This is a genomic window from Pseudoalteromonas sp. A22, assembly GCF_018141345.1.
In the GTDB taxonomy this organism is placed as follows: domain Bacteria; phylum Pseudomonadota; class Gammaproteobacteria; order Enterobacterales; family Alteromonadaceae; genus Pseudoalteromonas; species Pseudoalteromonas maricaloris.
Genome location: NZ_CP047238.1, coordinates 1,789,199 through 1,804,483 on the forward strand (window position 1 = coordinate 1,789,199; position 15,285 = coordinate 1,804,483).

Genomic DNA, 15,285 nt, shown 5'->3' on the forward strand with positions numbered 1-15,285 from the left:
ATTAGCTTCCACCACTTGGAAAATTATTGAGTAGATCACTGGCAGAACTACCGACATCACCAAAGTTTTTCGTACCATTTTCAACCATCTTGTTAGCCGCTTCGATGATACTGTTGTATTCTTCGACCTTACCAGTCGCCAGCATTTGTGAAATCGCAACCCCCATTGCGGTAGTCGCCATGGTATTGATATTTCTTAGGTTGTCGGTTGCATCTTGAATTGCAATTGCCGTTGATTGAGAAACTGACTGATAAGCCTTACCGGCACCAGAGAGTTTATTTAGCTCGCCGCTTAAGCTGGCATTTTTGATGATATCAAGCGTCGCTTGTGTTGATGGCCCGACATTTGTTAACTCATTCATATGCTTTGCCTCAGTTAATTTAAGTTATGTTGGGTTTACCTCTAGGTGCTTTTTTTGCTATCAGGGTCGAGGTATTGATGCAGGAGTTTTTGTACTACCTCTTCAATTTTGCTTAGATCCAGTTGTTCTTCAGGCGCTTTGGGCTTTTCTGGTTTAGGCGGTGACTGCTGTAGCATTTTTGCACAGCTCGCTGCCGCAGCTGCAGAGGCCGAAGTTTGCGCGTTTTGCTGTGCTGTGACGGCGTTATACATCGACATCCCCATAGTTTCGGTTGCTGCAATATTGAGCATGCCCATAGATTGCATTGGAGCAGAGCCCGTCAATAGGGTATTAACTTGATTCACTGAATCAGAGATTTGGTCGTTTACTGTACTCATTTTGCTAATTCCTTTCTTATCCTGGTTTAACGGAAGCTACGCCAGAGCTGATAATGAGTGCACAGCACTGTGCTACACTTGCACTGGATATCATCTGACCTCGAGCTTCGTTCTGCACGGCGTTCTCCATCAATAAAGAGATAGAGTTTCCCATCGTGATGGCGGCTACACCGAGCGAAAAAGTGTGTGCTTCGACAAGGGGTAACATGGTATTTCTCCAATTGAGCAGCACTTAAGTCTTTGTGAGTAAAGTCGTACTGATGTTGGATCCATCAGTACGACTTAGCACTTAACGGTAGACTTTAGTGATGCCTTCCGCCGTAGTTGCCGTATTGATACTCATTAGGGTATCTACGCCTTGCACCAATGCGGCTTGAGCTGTCACATTGTTATTTTGCTGTCCAGTTGTTGCATTGTGTGCAGCGTTTGAGAGTGCTTGGCTTGTAGCAATCATAAAGTTACCAGTTGCTACAGCAGGTGCGTCACCGAGTACTTTCGTATTCACTTGTGAGACTGAGTCAGTGATCTGACTGTTTACAGCTGTTGGAAATGCCATAACTATCTTCCTTTTAAAGTATTAAATATCTAGGCGTTAAAGCCCGTTAGTTTGTGACTGAACCGAGTACGTTATGCAAAAATCTTACTTGTCGCGATGCCAGTCGTTGCAGTGTCAATGGAGTAAAGTAAATTTACGCCCATTGTTGTTACTGCTTGCGCAGTAATATTTGCCTGTTGTTGTGCGGCCGTTGCGTTGTGAGCCGCGTTCGCCAATGCCTGAGAAGTTGCCTGAAAGAGGTTTCCCATAGCGATAGAAGGCGCATCGCCTAGCACCTGTACATTGGCTTGTGTAACAGAGTCTGTAATTTGACTATTTACAGCGGTTGGAAAAGCCATAGTGTTATCCTTATTGTCGTTAACAAGTTCAGCCTAAATATCGTTAGCTGTGTTTGTAGGTATCTCACATTCCCAGATAAGCGTCTTCGTTGAGTCGCTGCTGTGCGCGATGTTGAACAAGTATCGGGGAGCCGAGAATTAACCTAATCCAGCAACCGGCTGTTTTTGTGGTTGAAGAATACTTTTTGTTGCAATACCTGTGGTTGCGGTGTCAATAGAATATAAAGTAGTCACCCCCATCGTTGTTGCCGCTTGCGCTGTCATTGCAGCTTGTTGTTGAGCTGATGTCGCATTGTGTGCCGCGTTAGCTAATGCCTGAGAGGTAGCTTGAAATAAGTTACCCATAGACATCGCTGGAGCGTCGCCTAATACCTTTACGTTTGCCTGAGTGACCGAGTCGGTAATTTGATCGTTTACTGCTGTTGGAAATGCCATAATTCCACCTTTTTAGCTTTAAGTTTGACGAATAAAAAAAATATGAGTGGTGCTTAGGTCTAACAAGCTAGATGGAGCTCCTAAACACTGAGGTTAGTATAGAAAACGCAGTAGGGTTAGAATTGGCAGTACTTCGCATAATTATTGGTATAACTCAGGAACTACTTGGTAGATTTATCTGAATCACCAGAGGTGAAATACCAAAAATTGAATCTGGTCACTAAGAAATATTCTAACCGTTGCTACAGCTAACTAAGTGCTGAACACGAAAGGTGCATTCAGCAAATGGTTGTACCGTTATTCAGTGTTTTGTACGGTGATCTCGGTAGGCACCAGGACTGACGCCAACGACGGACTTAAACTTTCTAACAAAAAAGCTCAGATCGGAGAAGCCGACATCGTCACATACCTCAGTCACTTGACTATAAGGGTCTTCACGCAAAAGCGTCATTGCTGTCTTGATCCTTATCCGTAGCAAAGTTTGTTTAAATGACTGTCCAACATAACGTTTGAATAAGAACGAGAGATGAGAAGGGCTGACGCACGCATAATTGGCAACCTCGCTTAGGCTCAGTGGCTTCTTAAAATTGTCATCAATATATTGCAGCGCTCTTGCTAAAGCGGGATGAGGTTTGTTGACAGGCCTAAGCGGTGATAACGGAGTAAAGTTGACTCCCTGACGACTATCTGAAGGGGTGTAACTGTGCTCATCATCGCAGGATATCAGTGTTTGCATGGCTTGGGTAAAATCGCATTCAGCTTGTTTTAGTGGGATAAGATTACCCTTAGTTGGTGAAGGTTTATTTTCCATTGCGGGGAATAGAGTCAACAGAGTCTGTTTAGTGATTTCTGGTTGCTCACATAAGAACGTCAGTTTGTCTAAACAACGTTTGAGCTGTTTTACGTTATGAGGCCAATCATAACTGGTTAAGACTTCTAGCGCAGGTCCTTGAAATTGCAGTTTGGCGAGATGTTTACAAGTATGTTTGTAGTGGTTTATTAGGGCAATGATGTCTTCTTTACGGTTGTAAAGAGGAGGTATGGGTAGCTCAAGACAATGATAATGCAACCAACTCAAAAAGGAGTTGGACTGCATGTGTGTGTCTGCAGAGGTTTGTTTTTCCGCGCTAGTTGAGGTGATTAATCGTGGCGCGGGAGACTGCGGGGAAAGGGTGAGCCAGTAGTCTTTGATTGACTCGGCCTGCACTTGGGTCAGTGCGTCGACATTTTTGAGGTAAATGGTACCGCTTTGAGCTCGGTTGACAAGCTCTTCTAATAGGGTTGCTGCGCATTGACCCTGCCAATGGTTTACACACGATACAATCATATCTTCAGAATGCGATTTACTCAGCTCATGAATATGGCAAGCGGCTAAATGCTTCCCAGAACCGGGTTGACCAACAATATGTATGGGTAAATCACATTGTGCTAAATGCTGAATTTGCTGCTTTAGTTTGAAAAGTACATCACTACTGCCAATCCAAGGTTGTGCTGACGGTGTTAGTTTTACGAGTGTGGACATGGTGTTTCCTTATTTCTCATGTTGCAGAAAACATGCACATTCGAGGTTCATTTGAATGGCATGTTATGGGGCTAAGGAAACGATATGGATATTTCGACTCAGATATTGGCTCAGATACGGGTCACTTGGTTTTGTGTATTAGGTTGATGGTGTTTATACCAATCCAGTTCTAAGTCGTTTGCGTGACTTCTCAGAGATTCCCATACGAGAGGGTGCACAAAACTGTAGTGTTCAGCGTCTTGGGTTATCAATCCACTGCTCAACATTTTGTGTAACACACACAAGGGAGCACGGATTTTTTTATGTTCATTAAATTGGTGAAGTTGTTTCGTATCGAAGTGTTGTCCAATTCGCGCTGCAAACTTAAGGGTATTTACAACTTCACATGGCATCGAGTTGAGGTAGTGTTGAGTGAGTTGCTGTAGGGTTTCAGGAAGTTCTGATTGGGGATGGGTGACACAAAGTAGTTGAATTAAAAATAATGGGTTACCACATGCCCGCTTTAAGGCAATAGCGGTTCTATGTTGATGTTTGCACGGAAGCATATCTCGGCTCAATAATGTGTGATGTGCTAATTGCTGCATCGAACTGATATCTAGTGGCTTTAGATAGATAATATGTGCAGAGGAGAGCCATTTGGGAGGATGAGTAAAAGCATTTTTTTTCTGGGCAGACAGGATAAACAAAATACCAAAATGACATTGGACTTGTGTAAGTATGCTCAAAAAATATCTGCTTTGCTCGCTAAGAGTGTGTGCATCGTCTATCAAGATCGCTTGCACTTTTTTGTGATTGAGATATTTCAGTAAATCACTGACTACGGTTCTATCAAGCAACCTTAAGCGCTCGTCTGAAAATTGACGAAGCGCCTGCTTGTGAGCAGAATTTAAAGGCAAGTCCGCCCATTGACGCATACGAATTGCGCTCAGCGGTGTGCTAGAAACGAGGTCTATTTGATGGCCTAACTCTACTTCACTATGTGCCTTAACAAGCAATAATGAGCGAACAAAATTGGCAACAAAAAAGTGAGGGTTGTTGTGATTTAAGCAGGAGTTTGTACTAAATAGGAGGTAGTTTTTCTCCGCTCTCTTTAAGTGGCAAATAAAGGAATTGAGTAGCGCGCTTTTACCTATTCCTGTCATACCCAGTAGTAAGATGGTTTGAGCGCAAGGTAACGCCACCGCTCTACTAAAAATGATATGTAATTGATTAAGCTCCCATTCTCTTCCATATAATGGAGTGGGCTCGTCTTTTAACAAATAGCTATATAGCCATAAAGGAGACTCTGCTTGATCGATTAATGTATCAATACTGACCTGGAAGTACTTTGCTAAATTTTGAATAGTTCTGCAGAGTACTCGATTACCAGATTCTGCTCGTTTTATTGTGGAAACCGATACTGGGAAGCGTTGGTTTGTACAGTTTTCAGCAAGCTTTTCTCTACTTAGGGCTTTTTTTTCTCAGCATTAGTAACGTTGTTTTATTCACCGCAATTCTACCTTGGTTAGGTGTAGTCATTATTCAGATCCTTGTCGTTATGTTATTGATACATCATTATTGTTGCCAGTTGTGTTTGTTGTTAATAATCTATTTATATTATTGCTTCATTTCTATTACAAGGTATTACAGCGTTTAATTTATTGTTTGGTAAATTTTGAGGAGGGGAGTTTTGGGTTTGGTATGTTATGGAAAAAGTGAGGGTTGAGAGTCAACGCTATATAACGAGTAGCACTATGTAGTGACTAAGTCTTACTGACAAACAGACTAAAAAAGCGCATAATTGAAGGCGTTGCCAGACAAGGTATTTCATGATGGATTTGAAATACCTAAGTGCTTTTCTAAGACCCTAGAGTACTTAAGTATTATACTTTTAAGGGCAACATGATGAATACGCAACTTCCTAAAATCGTGATAGTCGGTGGTGGTGCTGGTGGCTTAGAGTTGGCAACACAATTAGGGCATAAACTGGGAAAAAAACGCCAAGCAGAAATCTTATTAATTGATAAAAATCGCAGTCATATTTGGAAACCGTTGCTTCATGAGGTCGCGACAGGGTCTATAGACGCTGACTTAGATGGAGTGGTTTATTCTGCTCATGCAGCAAAGCATTATTATCAGTTTCAGCTCGGCAGTTTTAGCCACGTAGACTCAAGCAATAACACCATCACGCTGAGCGAGCTAAAAGATGAACTCGGTCATCGTATCCTCCCAGAGCGACAAGTCAGCTATGATTATTTAGTGCTTGCCATTGGTAGTATTAGCAATGATTTTAATACGCCGGGGGTCAAGGAGCATTGCTTCTTTCTCGATTCAAATCAGCAAGCTGAGCGATTTCAGCATGCACTCCTCGATAACTTTACACGCTTACACCAAGACGATGATCCGAAACACTCGTTAACCATTGGCATTGTTGGTGGTGGCGCTACTGGCGTTGAGCTTTCTGCTGAGCTGTATCATGTATCAGACATGTTGAAAATGTACGGACTGAATAAAATGACTGCCAAACGCCTTCGTATTGATTTAATAGAAGCAGGTCCTCGAATATTACCTGCATTACCTGAGCGTATTGCTAATTCAGCCAAACGGGAGCTTGTGAAGCTAGGTGTCACGGTGCGAGAAGGCACCCAGGTAAAGCAGGCAACCGAAGACAGCTTTATTACTAAAGAAGATGAACAGCTAAAAGCAGACATCAAGGTGTGGGCTGCGGGGGTAAAAGCACCTGACTTTATTAAAGAGATTGGGCTGTTCGAGCTTACTCGCAATAATCAAATTAAGGTAAATCAATACTTACAAAGCAGTGTAGATGAGCATATTTATGTCATCGGTGATTGCTGCGCGTTTACCCAAGCGGATGGCTCTCAAGTGCCGCCGCGTGCTCAGTCCGCCCATCAAATGGCGCAATGTGTAGAGAAAAATCTAATCGCAACATTAAAAAATCAACCTTTGCACGAGTTTACCTATAGTGACCACGGTTCTTTAGTGAATTTATCTCGTTATAGCACCGTTGGTAGTTTAATGGGAAACCTAACCAGCAATAGCTTTTTCATTGAAGGCAAGATAGCGCGATTCATGTACATCTCATTGTATAGAATGCATCAGCGCGCAATCCATGGTATCGCAAAAACCTTTGCACTATGGATAAGCGAAAAGGTGCTTAGAGTGGTGCGACCAAAAATGAAACTGCACTAAGTTAATCTGACTTCAGATAATTAATGCCTTTCTAGCAGCTAGTTTTAGCGCTAGCTGCGTTGAATTCACGTCTAATAACCAGCTATTGGTGCGTAAATGCGCCTTGCCTACAGGATGTAGGTACCAGCGTGATAGCAGGGCGCGAGAGCAGAGTTATCGCCAAAACTCTCTGGCTAAGTGAAGCTATTTTTAGCATTTCAAAAGCCGATGAAATTCGGCTTTTTGCTTTGTTGGCTTAGCTGTTTGAATATCAACTGTTAAGTGACTGTCCACGATAATGGCCTTGTAATCACGTCATAACTTACTCTATTTGTGTGCCTGTCCACGAAAAGGACAAATAACCAATGAAAGCTTGATGTAGATTAGTGATTAATCATTTCCTCTTTTTTGATTAACAAAAGCTGTCGTGAAGCTTGCGCATTTGTCCTAGTATATTAATCAAGTGATTAATGGAGCTGAAACATGACAAATAAGCTAACGGAAGCCGCTGTTACCCCGAGAGAAAAGCTTATCACCGCTGGTAAATGTTTGTTTATTAACCGCGGATATAATCGAGTCACGACCAGAGCAATTGCGGACCTTGCAGAGGTAAACATTGCTTTGATTAAGTACTACTTCGGCGATAAAGCGGGGCTGTTTGAAGCGGTATTTCGCGAAGTTGCAGCACCTCTACTGAGCTTGCTTGAAGGGATTAAAAAATCACAGTTACGCGAACTTTCACCGCCCATTTTAACTCAGTTTATAGAGCGCTACTTTCAGGTGATGAGCCAATACCCAACGTTACCTAAGATCATTTTTATGGCGCTACATGATACGCACTCTAAAGAGCATGAAATCATAAAAAAGATTTTCTTTGAGCATGTAGAAAACGGTGTCAGTACTTTAAATTCGACCTTTCAAACGCTTTCGCCTGCAGAGCCCATTCGAGCTGAATGGTTACTTTTAACCTGTCTTGGCTTGTCGGCATTTCCTTTTTTGGTGCCACCTGTGATGCAGCCGCTACTTGGTATCGAAAACTCGGATACTGAGCAGTGGCGCTCCCTTGGCAAACATCAGCAAGCTATTTTTAACGTGTTTCTATCCCAGCATATTGAACGGAAAACATCATGAAAACACCGTTTTACATCATTAGTTTTGTGTTATTGACGCTTTTGGTTGGTTGCTCTAAACCCGAGCGTAAAATCTTCGGCATTATCGAACGACCGCAGGTGCAGATCAGCAGCCCAACCGGAGAGTTATTAGTTGAGTTGCTGGTAGAGCGCGGCGATAAAGTGGTAAAAGGACAGCCACTGGCGAAGATCGATGACGTAGTGCAGCAACAACAGGTTAATGCTATTGAACAGCAAATCGCGCGCTTGCAAGCGCAATATAGATTGTTACTCTCAGGCACCCGAGTTGAGCAAGTCAAACAAGCCAAAGCAAGGGTGCATGCAGCACAGGCCGCTTGGGAAGAAGCTCAGCGGCAACTTGTTCGGCAGAGGCAGTTAATCAAAGACAAGTTGACCTCTCAAGATAGGGTCGATGCCGCCTCAGCCAATGCCGAGTCGACACTTGGTATTTTGCAAGAGGCCCAAGCGCGTTTGAAAGAGCTTGAAAATGGCACGAGAGAGGAGACAATCGAACAAGCAAAAATCGCAATTACAGAAGCACAAACACAGCTAATTATTGCCAACAAGCAGCTCGCTGATCTTACCCTTAAAGCACCCACTTCCGGCGTTGTCGAGGATTTACCTTGGCGTGTTGGTGAGCGTCCCATTAAAGGTGCACCGATTATTTTGCTGGCTGCTGACGACAAAACATTCGCACGGCTTTATCTGCCGCAAACCCAGCTTGCTAAAGTCTCTTTGGGAAGTGTGCTAAATGTGCATTTCGATGGCAGTGATACAAGTCTACAAGGCACCGTCAACTACATTAGCCAAAGCGCGAGCTTCACACCTTATTTTGCACTTTCACAAGAGGAAAGAGCACGTTTAATGTATGTGGTGGAAGTGCTGCTCACTGATAAAGTGACTGTCCCGTCAGGCACGCCGGTATGGGTGGAGCTGCAAGAATGACCAAGGAAGTCGTGATCCAAAGTGAAGGGTTGGGTAAGCAGTTTAACGACTATTGGGCGGTTTCAAACCTAAACCTTACCGTAAAACAGGGCGAAATTTACGGTTTTCTGGGGCCAAATGGCTGCGGAAAATCAACCACAATCCGGATGTTGACTGGACTGTTAACGCCAACCACAGGTCATGTCAGTATTATGGGAAAAGATGTGCAGGCACATGGTGAAAGCTTACGTAATCGATTAGGCTACATGACGCAAAAATTCTCCCTATACGAGTCGCTAAGCGTGCTGGAAAATCTCGAGTTTGTGGCGAAAATTTATGGTTTATCACGCAATGATGTTAAGCATAGAGTGGCTGAGCTGCTACAGGAATACCAATTAGAAGATAAAAAATCGGTGCAGTCCGGTGCATTGAGTGGTGGACAAAAACAACGCCTCGCGCTTGCTGCTGCTGTTATTCATAAACCAGAGTTGCTCTTTTTAGATGAGCCGACGTCAGCGGTTGACCCGGAAAATCGTCGCGCATTTTGGGAGCAGTTATTTAGTTTAAGCGCGCAGGGCACGACCATTTTAGTGTCTACCCATTATATGGACGAGGCAGAGCGTTGTCACCGCCTTGCTATCTTAGAGCAAGGTGTAAAGCGTGCGGATGATAGTCCCATCGCGCTGATGGAACAGTTAAAGGTTTCGGTGTGCGAAGTTGTGGGTGACGACGTCGCGGCATTAAAAACACGTTTAGCTTCATTACCCAGTGTGATTTCCGTCTCCCAAATAGGTGCTCGCCTTAGGGTGTTGATAAACAAAAAAGAATCACAACCTCTGGCATTATTGCGAGCTGAATCTGGAGGTGGTTACGAAGTGGATTTCACTCGCGCTAACCTCGAGGATGTGTTTGTAACGAGTACAGGGAGGGGCTATGCTGAGCTTGCGTAGGTTAAATGCCATCGTCAGTAAAGAGTTTATGCAGCTGGCACGTGACCGTATTACCTTTGCGATGATTGTGATGTTGCCATTGGCGCAGCTGTTGCTATTTGGTTATGCAATTAATACTGATGTGAGACATGTTTCCGCAGGTATTGTTGATTTTAGTCAGACTTATCAATCCAGACAGTTGATACAAACCGCAGCCAACACTCAAGTTGTTGACTTTATCGGCTATTACGATTCAATTGCGGCGGCTGAGCAGGCCATTACCAGAGGAAAGGTGAATACCGTGTTGGTTATTCCTGCTGATTTTGTGCGTCGGCAGCTCAATCGTGATTATCAACTAAGTGGCTATAAAGTGGGTAATAGTACAGCGCAACATAGCGTTGCGCAGTGGTTGATTGATGGTTCCGATCCGTTATTAAGTGGTGCTGTGGCAGGGCTCAGTAAGTTGCCTATTAGCATCAAAAGGTTACCTATGCCTGCACTGCCAGATCCAGCTTTTGCGCTGCAAAATTACTTTAATCCAGAGAAACGTTCGTCGGTTAATATTATTCCCGGTTTGATTGCTATTATATTAACGATGACGATGATCCTATTTACCTCATCAGCGCTGGTTAGAGAGCGTGAGCAGGGTAATATGGAATTTCTTATCACCACACCGGTTCGGCCAACCGAACTAATGTTAGGTAAAATTCTACCTTACATTCTTGTTGGCTTTATTCAAATGGCGATAATACTATTTTTAGGACATTGGCTATTTGATGTACCGCTCAATTTTGATATGCCAAGTCTACTTATCGTGACGTTGTTGTTTATCACCGCGAGCCTTACCTTAGGGCTGCTTATCTCCACTAAAGCCAAAAACCAATTGCAGGCAATGCAAATGACGGTTTTTGTGTTACTGCCTGCAATATTGCTATCTGGGTTTATGTTCCCATTTGCCGCGATGCCAAGAGCGGCGCAATACCTTGCAGAGATCTTACCTGCCACACATTACGTAAGGTCGATCCGAGCTGTGGTGCTTCGAGGCGCGCACTTTAGCGATTTGTATTTTGATTTACTCTGTTTGGTCGCCTTTAGTGTGATTGGCTTTATGATTGCGACGATGCGCTTTAAAAAGCGATTAGATTAGTTGTGTAAATATGTAGGTACTGATAACTTACAGCGAAGTGTTGTTTTAAAAGGAAAATTTTGATGGACTTGCAATCTCTCGCCGTGTTTGCGGTAGCGTGTCTCGCGATTAACCTCATCCCTGGTCCCGATGTGATCTATATTGTGTCCAACACAATGAAAGGCAAAATGTCAGCAGGGCTAAAGGCTGCGCTGGGTTTAGGCACCGGTTATTTCGTTCATACTATTGCCGCTTGTTTAGGACTATCAGCGATTATTTTGAGCTCAGCTTTCGCGTTTAGTGTGGTGAAATGGCTCGGCGCTGTTTACCTAGTTTATTTGGGTGTTCAGTCGTTATTATCAATGTGGCGTGGCGATAGCCAACTGCAGGTAAAGCAAACCGAGGTTGCAGCAGGCAACGTCTTTATGCAGGGGGTATTAGTGAGTGTTTTAAACCCTAAAGTGGCGCTGTTTTTCCTATCTTTTTTACCACAATTTGTTGACCTTTCAGCACAGTCCACCTCGCTGCAAATTTTAATGCTCGGCATGTTGTTTAGTGCCTTGGCGACAGTTTGTAACTTGATCTACGCGGTAGCCGGAAGCTGGCTATTCAATCGTCCTAATGCTAAGCGGTACTCTCGTGCACTTGAAGGTGTCTCGGGCGTATTGCTGCTGGGATTGGCTGGAAAAGTTATCGCGAGCGAGAAGTAGAGTAGTCAAGGGTGACCAAACAAGGTAAATCAATGTAGTAGAGTTACACGTGGAAAAGTCTAAAATCTGGAAAGACAAGTCTGTTGAGGGTGTCGAGCTTTTATCAGCACAATATACTAAGTTTGAGTTTGCTAAACATTGGCATGATGAGTTGGCCATTGGCGTGATAGAAGAAGGTGCTGAAGGTATTCTCTATGGCGGGCAAAAGTTAATTGTGCCTAAACATCACGTTGTTGCTATCAATCCTTCTGAAGTGCACACCGGATTCCCTGGTGTGCCAAGTGGGTGGCGCTATCGAATGTTTTATTTTGATCTCGCATTTCTACAGCGACTTTTTGACAATATGAGTGTGCACTTAGAGCCCATTGTTAATCGCACCATCATTGATGATAATCGTCTATTTTTAGGTTTATTGCAGCTTCATCAAGCCATGGAGCAAGCCAGTTTCACACTGACAAAAGAGTCGTTGTTGCTGATGACTTTAGAAAAGGTGTTTACTCAGTATGGCTCAGTGACAAACCCTGAAAACACTGCTTTTATTGATACTCACAGCGTGTTTCGTGCAAGAGATTACCTTTTTGAGAACTGGCAAGAAAATATTTCACTCGATGAGTTAGAGTGTTTAACGGACAGCACCCGGTTTCAATTAATTAAAGGCTTTAATTCTGCATTTGGCCTGACTCCACACCAATTCCTCCTGCAAATTAAAATCCAAAAAGCCAAGCTGCTGCTTGCTAAGGGCATGACGTGTGTAGACACGGCGCTAACCTGTGGCTTTTATGATCAAAGCCATTTTAGTCGAAACTTTAAGCGGGCATATGGGGTATCACCGTCTAATTACAGGTGCTGATATCTAGGCCTTTGGCTTATTTCAATTTTGTACAAGAACATGCCTTGCAATTTCTGTACTTTGTGTGCTTTCACAAAGGAGAAGTTTCAAGCATGAGTTTGTTTATCATTTGGTTTAGTGCCATGTTCCCGTTAGTTTTTAGTCCAGGACCTGCAAATATCGTATTTGCCGCATCAGGTGCCAATGTCGGAGTGAGGCGATCATTAGGACTCTTGGCCGGAGTTGACATTGTGTATATTCTAAAGTCGCTGCTGGTGGGGTATGGCCTCGGCAAAGTCGTTGAGTCTCACCCCATGGCTTTGAATATTATGCAATTGATAGGTGCAATTTACCTTATTTATCTGGCAACGAAGTTTTTTGCCGCGACTAAGAGCATCTCAGCAAATGATAGCAAAAAATTAGGCTTTGTAGATGGGGCGTTGCTGCAAATATTGAATAGCAAAGGATGGGTATTAGTCTTTATTATGTTTACGCTTTTTAGTGAGCAAGCAAATGATACCTTCGGCGCGTTGGGCAATTTAATTCTGGTGTTATGGCTTGCGATACTCAACATTTCGGTGCATTTGGTGTGGATTAAAGCTGGCGACTTGTTGGCACGAGTGTCGAATAACCCAAATTATAATAAATGGTTGAATCGGTTTTACGGCGGCTGTTTGTATCTGGTCGCGGTTTGGTTAATTTTCGATAATGAAATTTGGCGCGAAGGTTTGATCTGAGCAAAAATAAAGGCTTCTAAATTGAAGCCTTTATTTGTATACAAGTAATAGGGTGATTACATCACTCGCATGCCAGGCTGTGAGCCCTCGTCTGGATTTAAGATGTAAATTTCTTTACCACCTGGGCCTGCAGCCAACACCATGCCTTCTGACATACCAAAACGCATCTTGCGAGGTTTTAGGTTTGCAACCATTACTGTTAACTTGCCGATAAGATCTTCAGGTGAATAAGCAGACTTAATGCCAGCAAACACCTGGCGCGTTTCACCACCTAAATCAAGCGTAAGTTTAAGCAGTTTATCTGCACCTTCAACATGCTCTGCGTTAGCAATTTTTGCGACACGCAGATCAACTTTGGCAAAATCATCGAATTCGATTTCCGCAGCGATTGGCTCTTTGGCAAGTGGGCTATTCGGATCTGCTGCTACAGATTGACCGCCCACTTTCTTTTCAAGGCTTTCTTTAGACGACTCGATCATCGCATTCACTTTATCAAGTTCAACACGCTGCATAAGTGCCTTAAACTTATTGATTTCATGATCAACAAGGGCGTTGTCAACGCTTTCCCAACTTAGCTCAGTGTTTAAGAAAGCTTCTACATTTTTCGCCATACCTGGAAGGATAGGTTTTAAATAAGTAAGTAGTACGCGGAATAGGTTAAGACCCATAGAGCACACTTGATGTGCACGCTCAAGTGTCTCTTCATTCTTTGCAAGCACCCAAGGCGCTTCGGCATCAATAAACTGGTTTGCTTTGTCAGCAAGGGTCATGATTTCACGCACTGCGCGGCTGTATTCGCGGTTTTCAAAATGTGTCGCGATTGAATCCTTTGCAGCAACAAAGCTAGTTAGTAGCGCTTCGTCCATAATAGAGCCGCTTAGCTTGCCGTCAAATTTCTTAGTAATAAAGCCTGCGCAGCGACTCGCGATGTTTACCACTTTGCCCACTAAGTCTGAGTTTACGCGTGCCGCGAAATCTTCTAAGTTGAGGTCTAAATCCGTAACGCCGCTGTTTATTTTAGCCGCGTAGTAATAACGTAAATATTCAGGGTCTAAGTGTTCAAGGTAGGTACGAGCCTTTACAAAAGTGCCTTTTGACTTAGACATCTTAGCGCCATTCACGGTGACAAAACCGTGAGCGAATACGTTATTTGGTTTACGGAAATTAGCGCCATCAAGCATTGCAGGCCAAAATAGGCTGTGGAAGTAGATGATGTCTTTACCGATAAAGTGATAAAGCTCGGCGTCAGAGCCTTCGCCCCAAAACTCGTCAAAGTTTAGGCCTTGTTTCTCGCAAAGGTTTTTGAAGCTTGCCATGTAACCGATTGGTGCATCCAACCAAACATAGAAATATTTGCCAGGCGCGCCTGGGATTTCAAAACCAAAATAGGGGGCGTCACGGCTGATATCCCACTGCTGCAAGCCGTCTGCAAACCATTCGTCTAGCTTGTTCGCCATTTCAGATTGCAGACTACCTGAGCGTAGCCATGTTTTTAGCATGTCTTCGAATGCAGGTAAGTCAAAGAAGTAATGCTCTGAATCTTTCAAGATGGGTGTCGCACCAGACATCACCGATTTTGGCTCAATCAACTCTGTTGGGCTGTAGGTTGCACCGCAGGCATCACAGCTGTCGCCATTTTGATCTTCAGACTTACAAGTCGGGCAAGTACCAGTAACAAAACGATCTGGTAGGAAAATGCCTTTCTCTGGGTCAAATAACTGTGAAATCGTGCGCTTTTTGATATAGCCTTTTTCGTCTAAACGAGTGTAGATTAGCTCGCTTAGTTCACGGTTTTCGTCACTGTGTGTGCTGTGATAGTTATCAAATTCGATATTGAAGTCTGCAAAGTCACGCTGACGCTCAATACTCACCTGCTTAACCATTTCTTCAGGCGTGATACCTTGCTTCTGTGCATTGAGCATGATTGGCGTGCCGTGCGCATCGTCCGCACATACATAATAGGCTTCATGGCCTTGTAGCTTTTGGAAGCGAGCCCAAATATCGGTTTGAATATATTCCAGCAAGTGGCCTAAGTGTGTGGGGCCATTTGCGTATGGTAATGCACTGGTAATGAGAATTTTTCTCTTCGTCATAACGATTCCATGAATTTAGCGCGATCTTTCTAATTGATGGTGTTGAATTG

Annotated in this window: 17 protein-coding genes; 8 read left to right on the top strand and 9 right to left on the bottom strand. The window is 43.6% G+C overall.

Annotated features, from left to right (window positions below):
* Position 1: 1 nt before the first annotated feature.
* From GSF04_RS12860 to GSF04_RS12895, 8 genes are all read right to left on the bottom strand, one after another.
* Positions 2-361 carry a hypothetical protein gene (locus tag GSF04_RS12860; RefSeq protein ID WP_017218642.1) on the bottom strand — a complete coding sequence of 120 codons (360 nt, stop codon included), beginning with the start codon at positions 359-361 and terminating at the stop codon, positions 2-4.
* Between the two features lie 41 nt (positions 362-402).
* Positions 403-738, bottom strand: coding sequence for a RebB family R body protein (locus GSF04_RS12865; RefSeq protein ID WP_010371690.1), 336 nt, complete (start codon positions 736-738; stop codon positions 403-405).
* Between the two features lie 16 nt (positions 739-754).
* Positions 755-946, bottom strand: coding sequence for a RebB family R body protein (locus GSF04_RS12870; protein WP_010371687.1), 192 nt, complete (start codon positions 944-946; stop codon positions 755-757).
* An 81-nt stretch (positions 947-1,027) separates the two neighbouring features.
* The gene (locus tag GSF04_RS12875; protein WP_010371682.1) at positions 1,028-1,294 is read right to left on the bottom strand and encodes a RebB family R body protein; all 267 of its coding nucleotides are present in this window, start codon (positions 1,292-1,294) and stop codon (positions 1,028-1,030) included.
* A 71-nt stretch (positions 1,295-1,365) separates the two neighbouring features.
* Positions 1,366-1,632, bottom strand: a complete 267-nt coding sequence (locus GSF04_RS12880) for a RebB family R body protein (protein ID WP_010371679.1) — start codon at positions 1,630-1,632, stop codon at positions 1,366-1,368.
* A 138-nt stretch (positions 1,633-1,770) separates the two neighbouring features.
* Positions 1,771-2,067, bottom strand: a complete 297-nt coding sequence (locus GSF04_RS12885) for a RebB family R body protein (RefSeq protein WP_010371676.1) — start codon at positions 2,065-2,067, stop codon at positions 1,771-1,773.
* Between the two features lie 301 nt (positions 2,068-2,368).
* The gene (locus tag GSF04_RS12890) at positions 2,369-3,589 is read right to left on the bottom strand and encodes an AraC family transcriptional regulator (protein WP_211859718.1); all 1,221 of its coding nucleotides are present in this window, start codon (positions 3,587-3,589) and stop codon (positions 2,369-2,371) included.
* 110 nt (positions 3,590-3,699) lie between these two features.
* Positions 3,700-4,770, bottom strand: a complete 1,071-nt coding sequence (locus GSF04_RS12895) for an ATP-binding protein (protein WP_249122487.1) — start codon at positions 4,768-4,770, stop codon at positions 3,700-3,702.
* A gap of 703 nt (positions 4,771-5,473) precedes the next feature.
* Here GSF04_RS12895 and GSF04_RS12900 point away from each other — a divergent pair.
* The 8 genes from GSF04_RS12900 to GSF04_RS12935 all read left to right on the top strand — a co-directional run bounded on the left by GSF04_RS12900 (position 5,474) and on the right by GSF04_RS12935 (position 13,142).
* A complete protein-coding gene (locus GSF04_RS12900) occupies positions 5,474-6,778 on the top strand; it encodes an NAD(P)/FAD-dependent oxidoreductase (RefSeq protein WP_211859983.1) in 1,305 nt (434 codons plus the stop codon).
* 462 nt (positions 6,779-7,240) lie between these two features.
* Positions 7,241-7,888, top strand: a complete 648-nt coding sequence (locus GSF04_RS12905; protein WP_211859720.1) for a TetR/AcrR family transcriptional regulator — start codon at positions 7,241-7,243, stop codon at positions 7,886-7,888.
* Positions 7,885-8,832 carry an HlyD family efflux transporter periplasmic adaptor subunit gene (locus GSF04_RS12910; protein WP_211859721.1) on the top strand — a complete coding sequence of 316 codons (948 nt, stop codon included), beginning with the start codon at positions 7,885-7,887 and terminating at the stop codon, positions 8,830-8,832. Before GSF04_RS12905 ends, GSF04_RS12910 begins: the two co-directional genes overlap by 4 nt.
* The gene (locus tag GSF04_RS12915) at positions 8,829-9,761 is read left to right on the top strand and encodes an ABC transporter ATP-binding protein (RefSeq protein ID WP_211859722.1); all 933 of its coding nucleotides are present in this window, start codon (positions 8,829-8,831) and stop codon (positions 9,759-9,761) included. Before GSF04_RS12910 ends, GSF04_RS12915 begins: the two co-directional genes overlap by 4 nt.
* The gene (locus GSF04_RS12920) at positions 9,745-10,887 is read left to right on the top strand and encodes an ABC transporter permease (protein ID WP_010371660.1); all 1,143 of its coding nucleotides are present in this window, start codon (positions 9,745-9,747) and stop codon (positions 10,885-10,887) included. The genes GSF04_RS12915 and GSF04_RS12920 overlap by 17 nt, the downstream gene beginning before the upstream one ends.
* A 62-nt stretch (positions 10,888-10,949) precedes the next feature.
* Positions 10,950-11,576, top strand: a complete 627-nt coding sequence (locus GSF04_RS12925) for a LysE family translocator (protein WP_130163909.1) — start codon at positions 10,950-10,952, stop codon at positions 11,574-11,576.
* A gap of 49 nt (positions 11,577-11,625) precedes the next feature.
* The gene (locus tag GSF04_RS12930; protein ID WP_211859723.1) at positions 11,626-12,426 is read left to right on the top strand and encodes an AraC family transcriptional regulator; all 801 of its coding nucleotides are present in this window, start codon (positions 11,626-11,628) and stop codon (positions 12,424-12,426) included.
* 92 nt (positions 12,427-12,518) lie between these two features.
* Complete coding sequence (locus GSF04_RS12935; protein ID WP_211859724.1) at positions 12,519-13,142, top strand: LysE family translocator; 624 nt, start codon at positions 12,519-12,521, stop codon at positions 13,140-13,142.
* A 56-nt stretch (positions 13,143-13,198) separates the two neighbouring features.
* Here the strand turns inward: GSF04_RS12935 and metG are convergent, their stop codons facing one another.
* Complete coding sequence (gene metG, locus GSF04_RS12940; RefSeq protein WP_211859725.1) at positions 13,199-15,235, bottom strand: methionine--tRNA ligase; 2,037 nt, start codon at positions 15,233-15,235, stop codon at positions 13,199-13,201.
* Positions 15,236-15,285 lie beyond the last annotated feature (50 nt).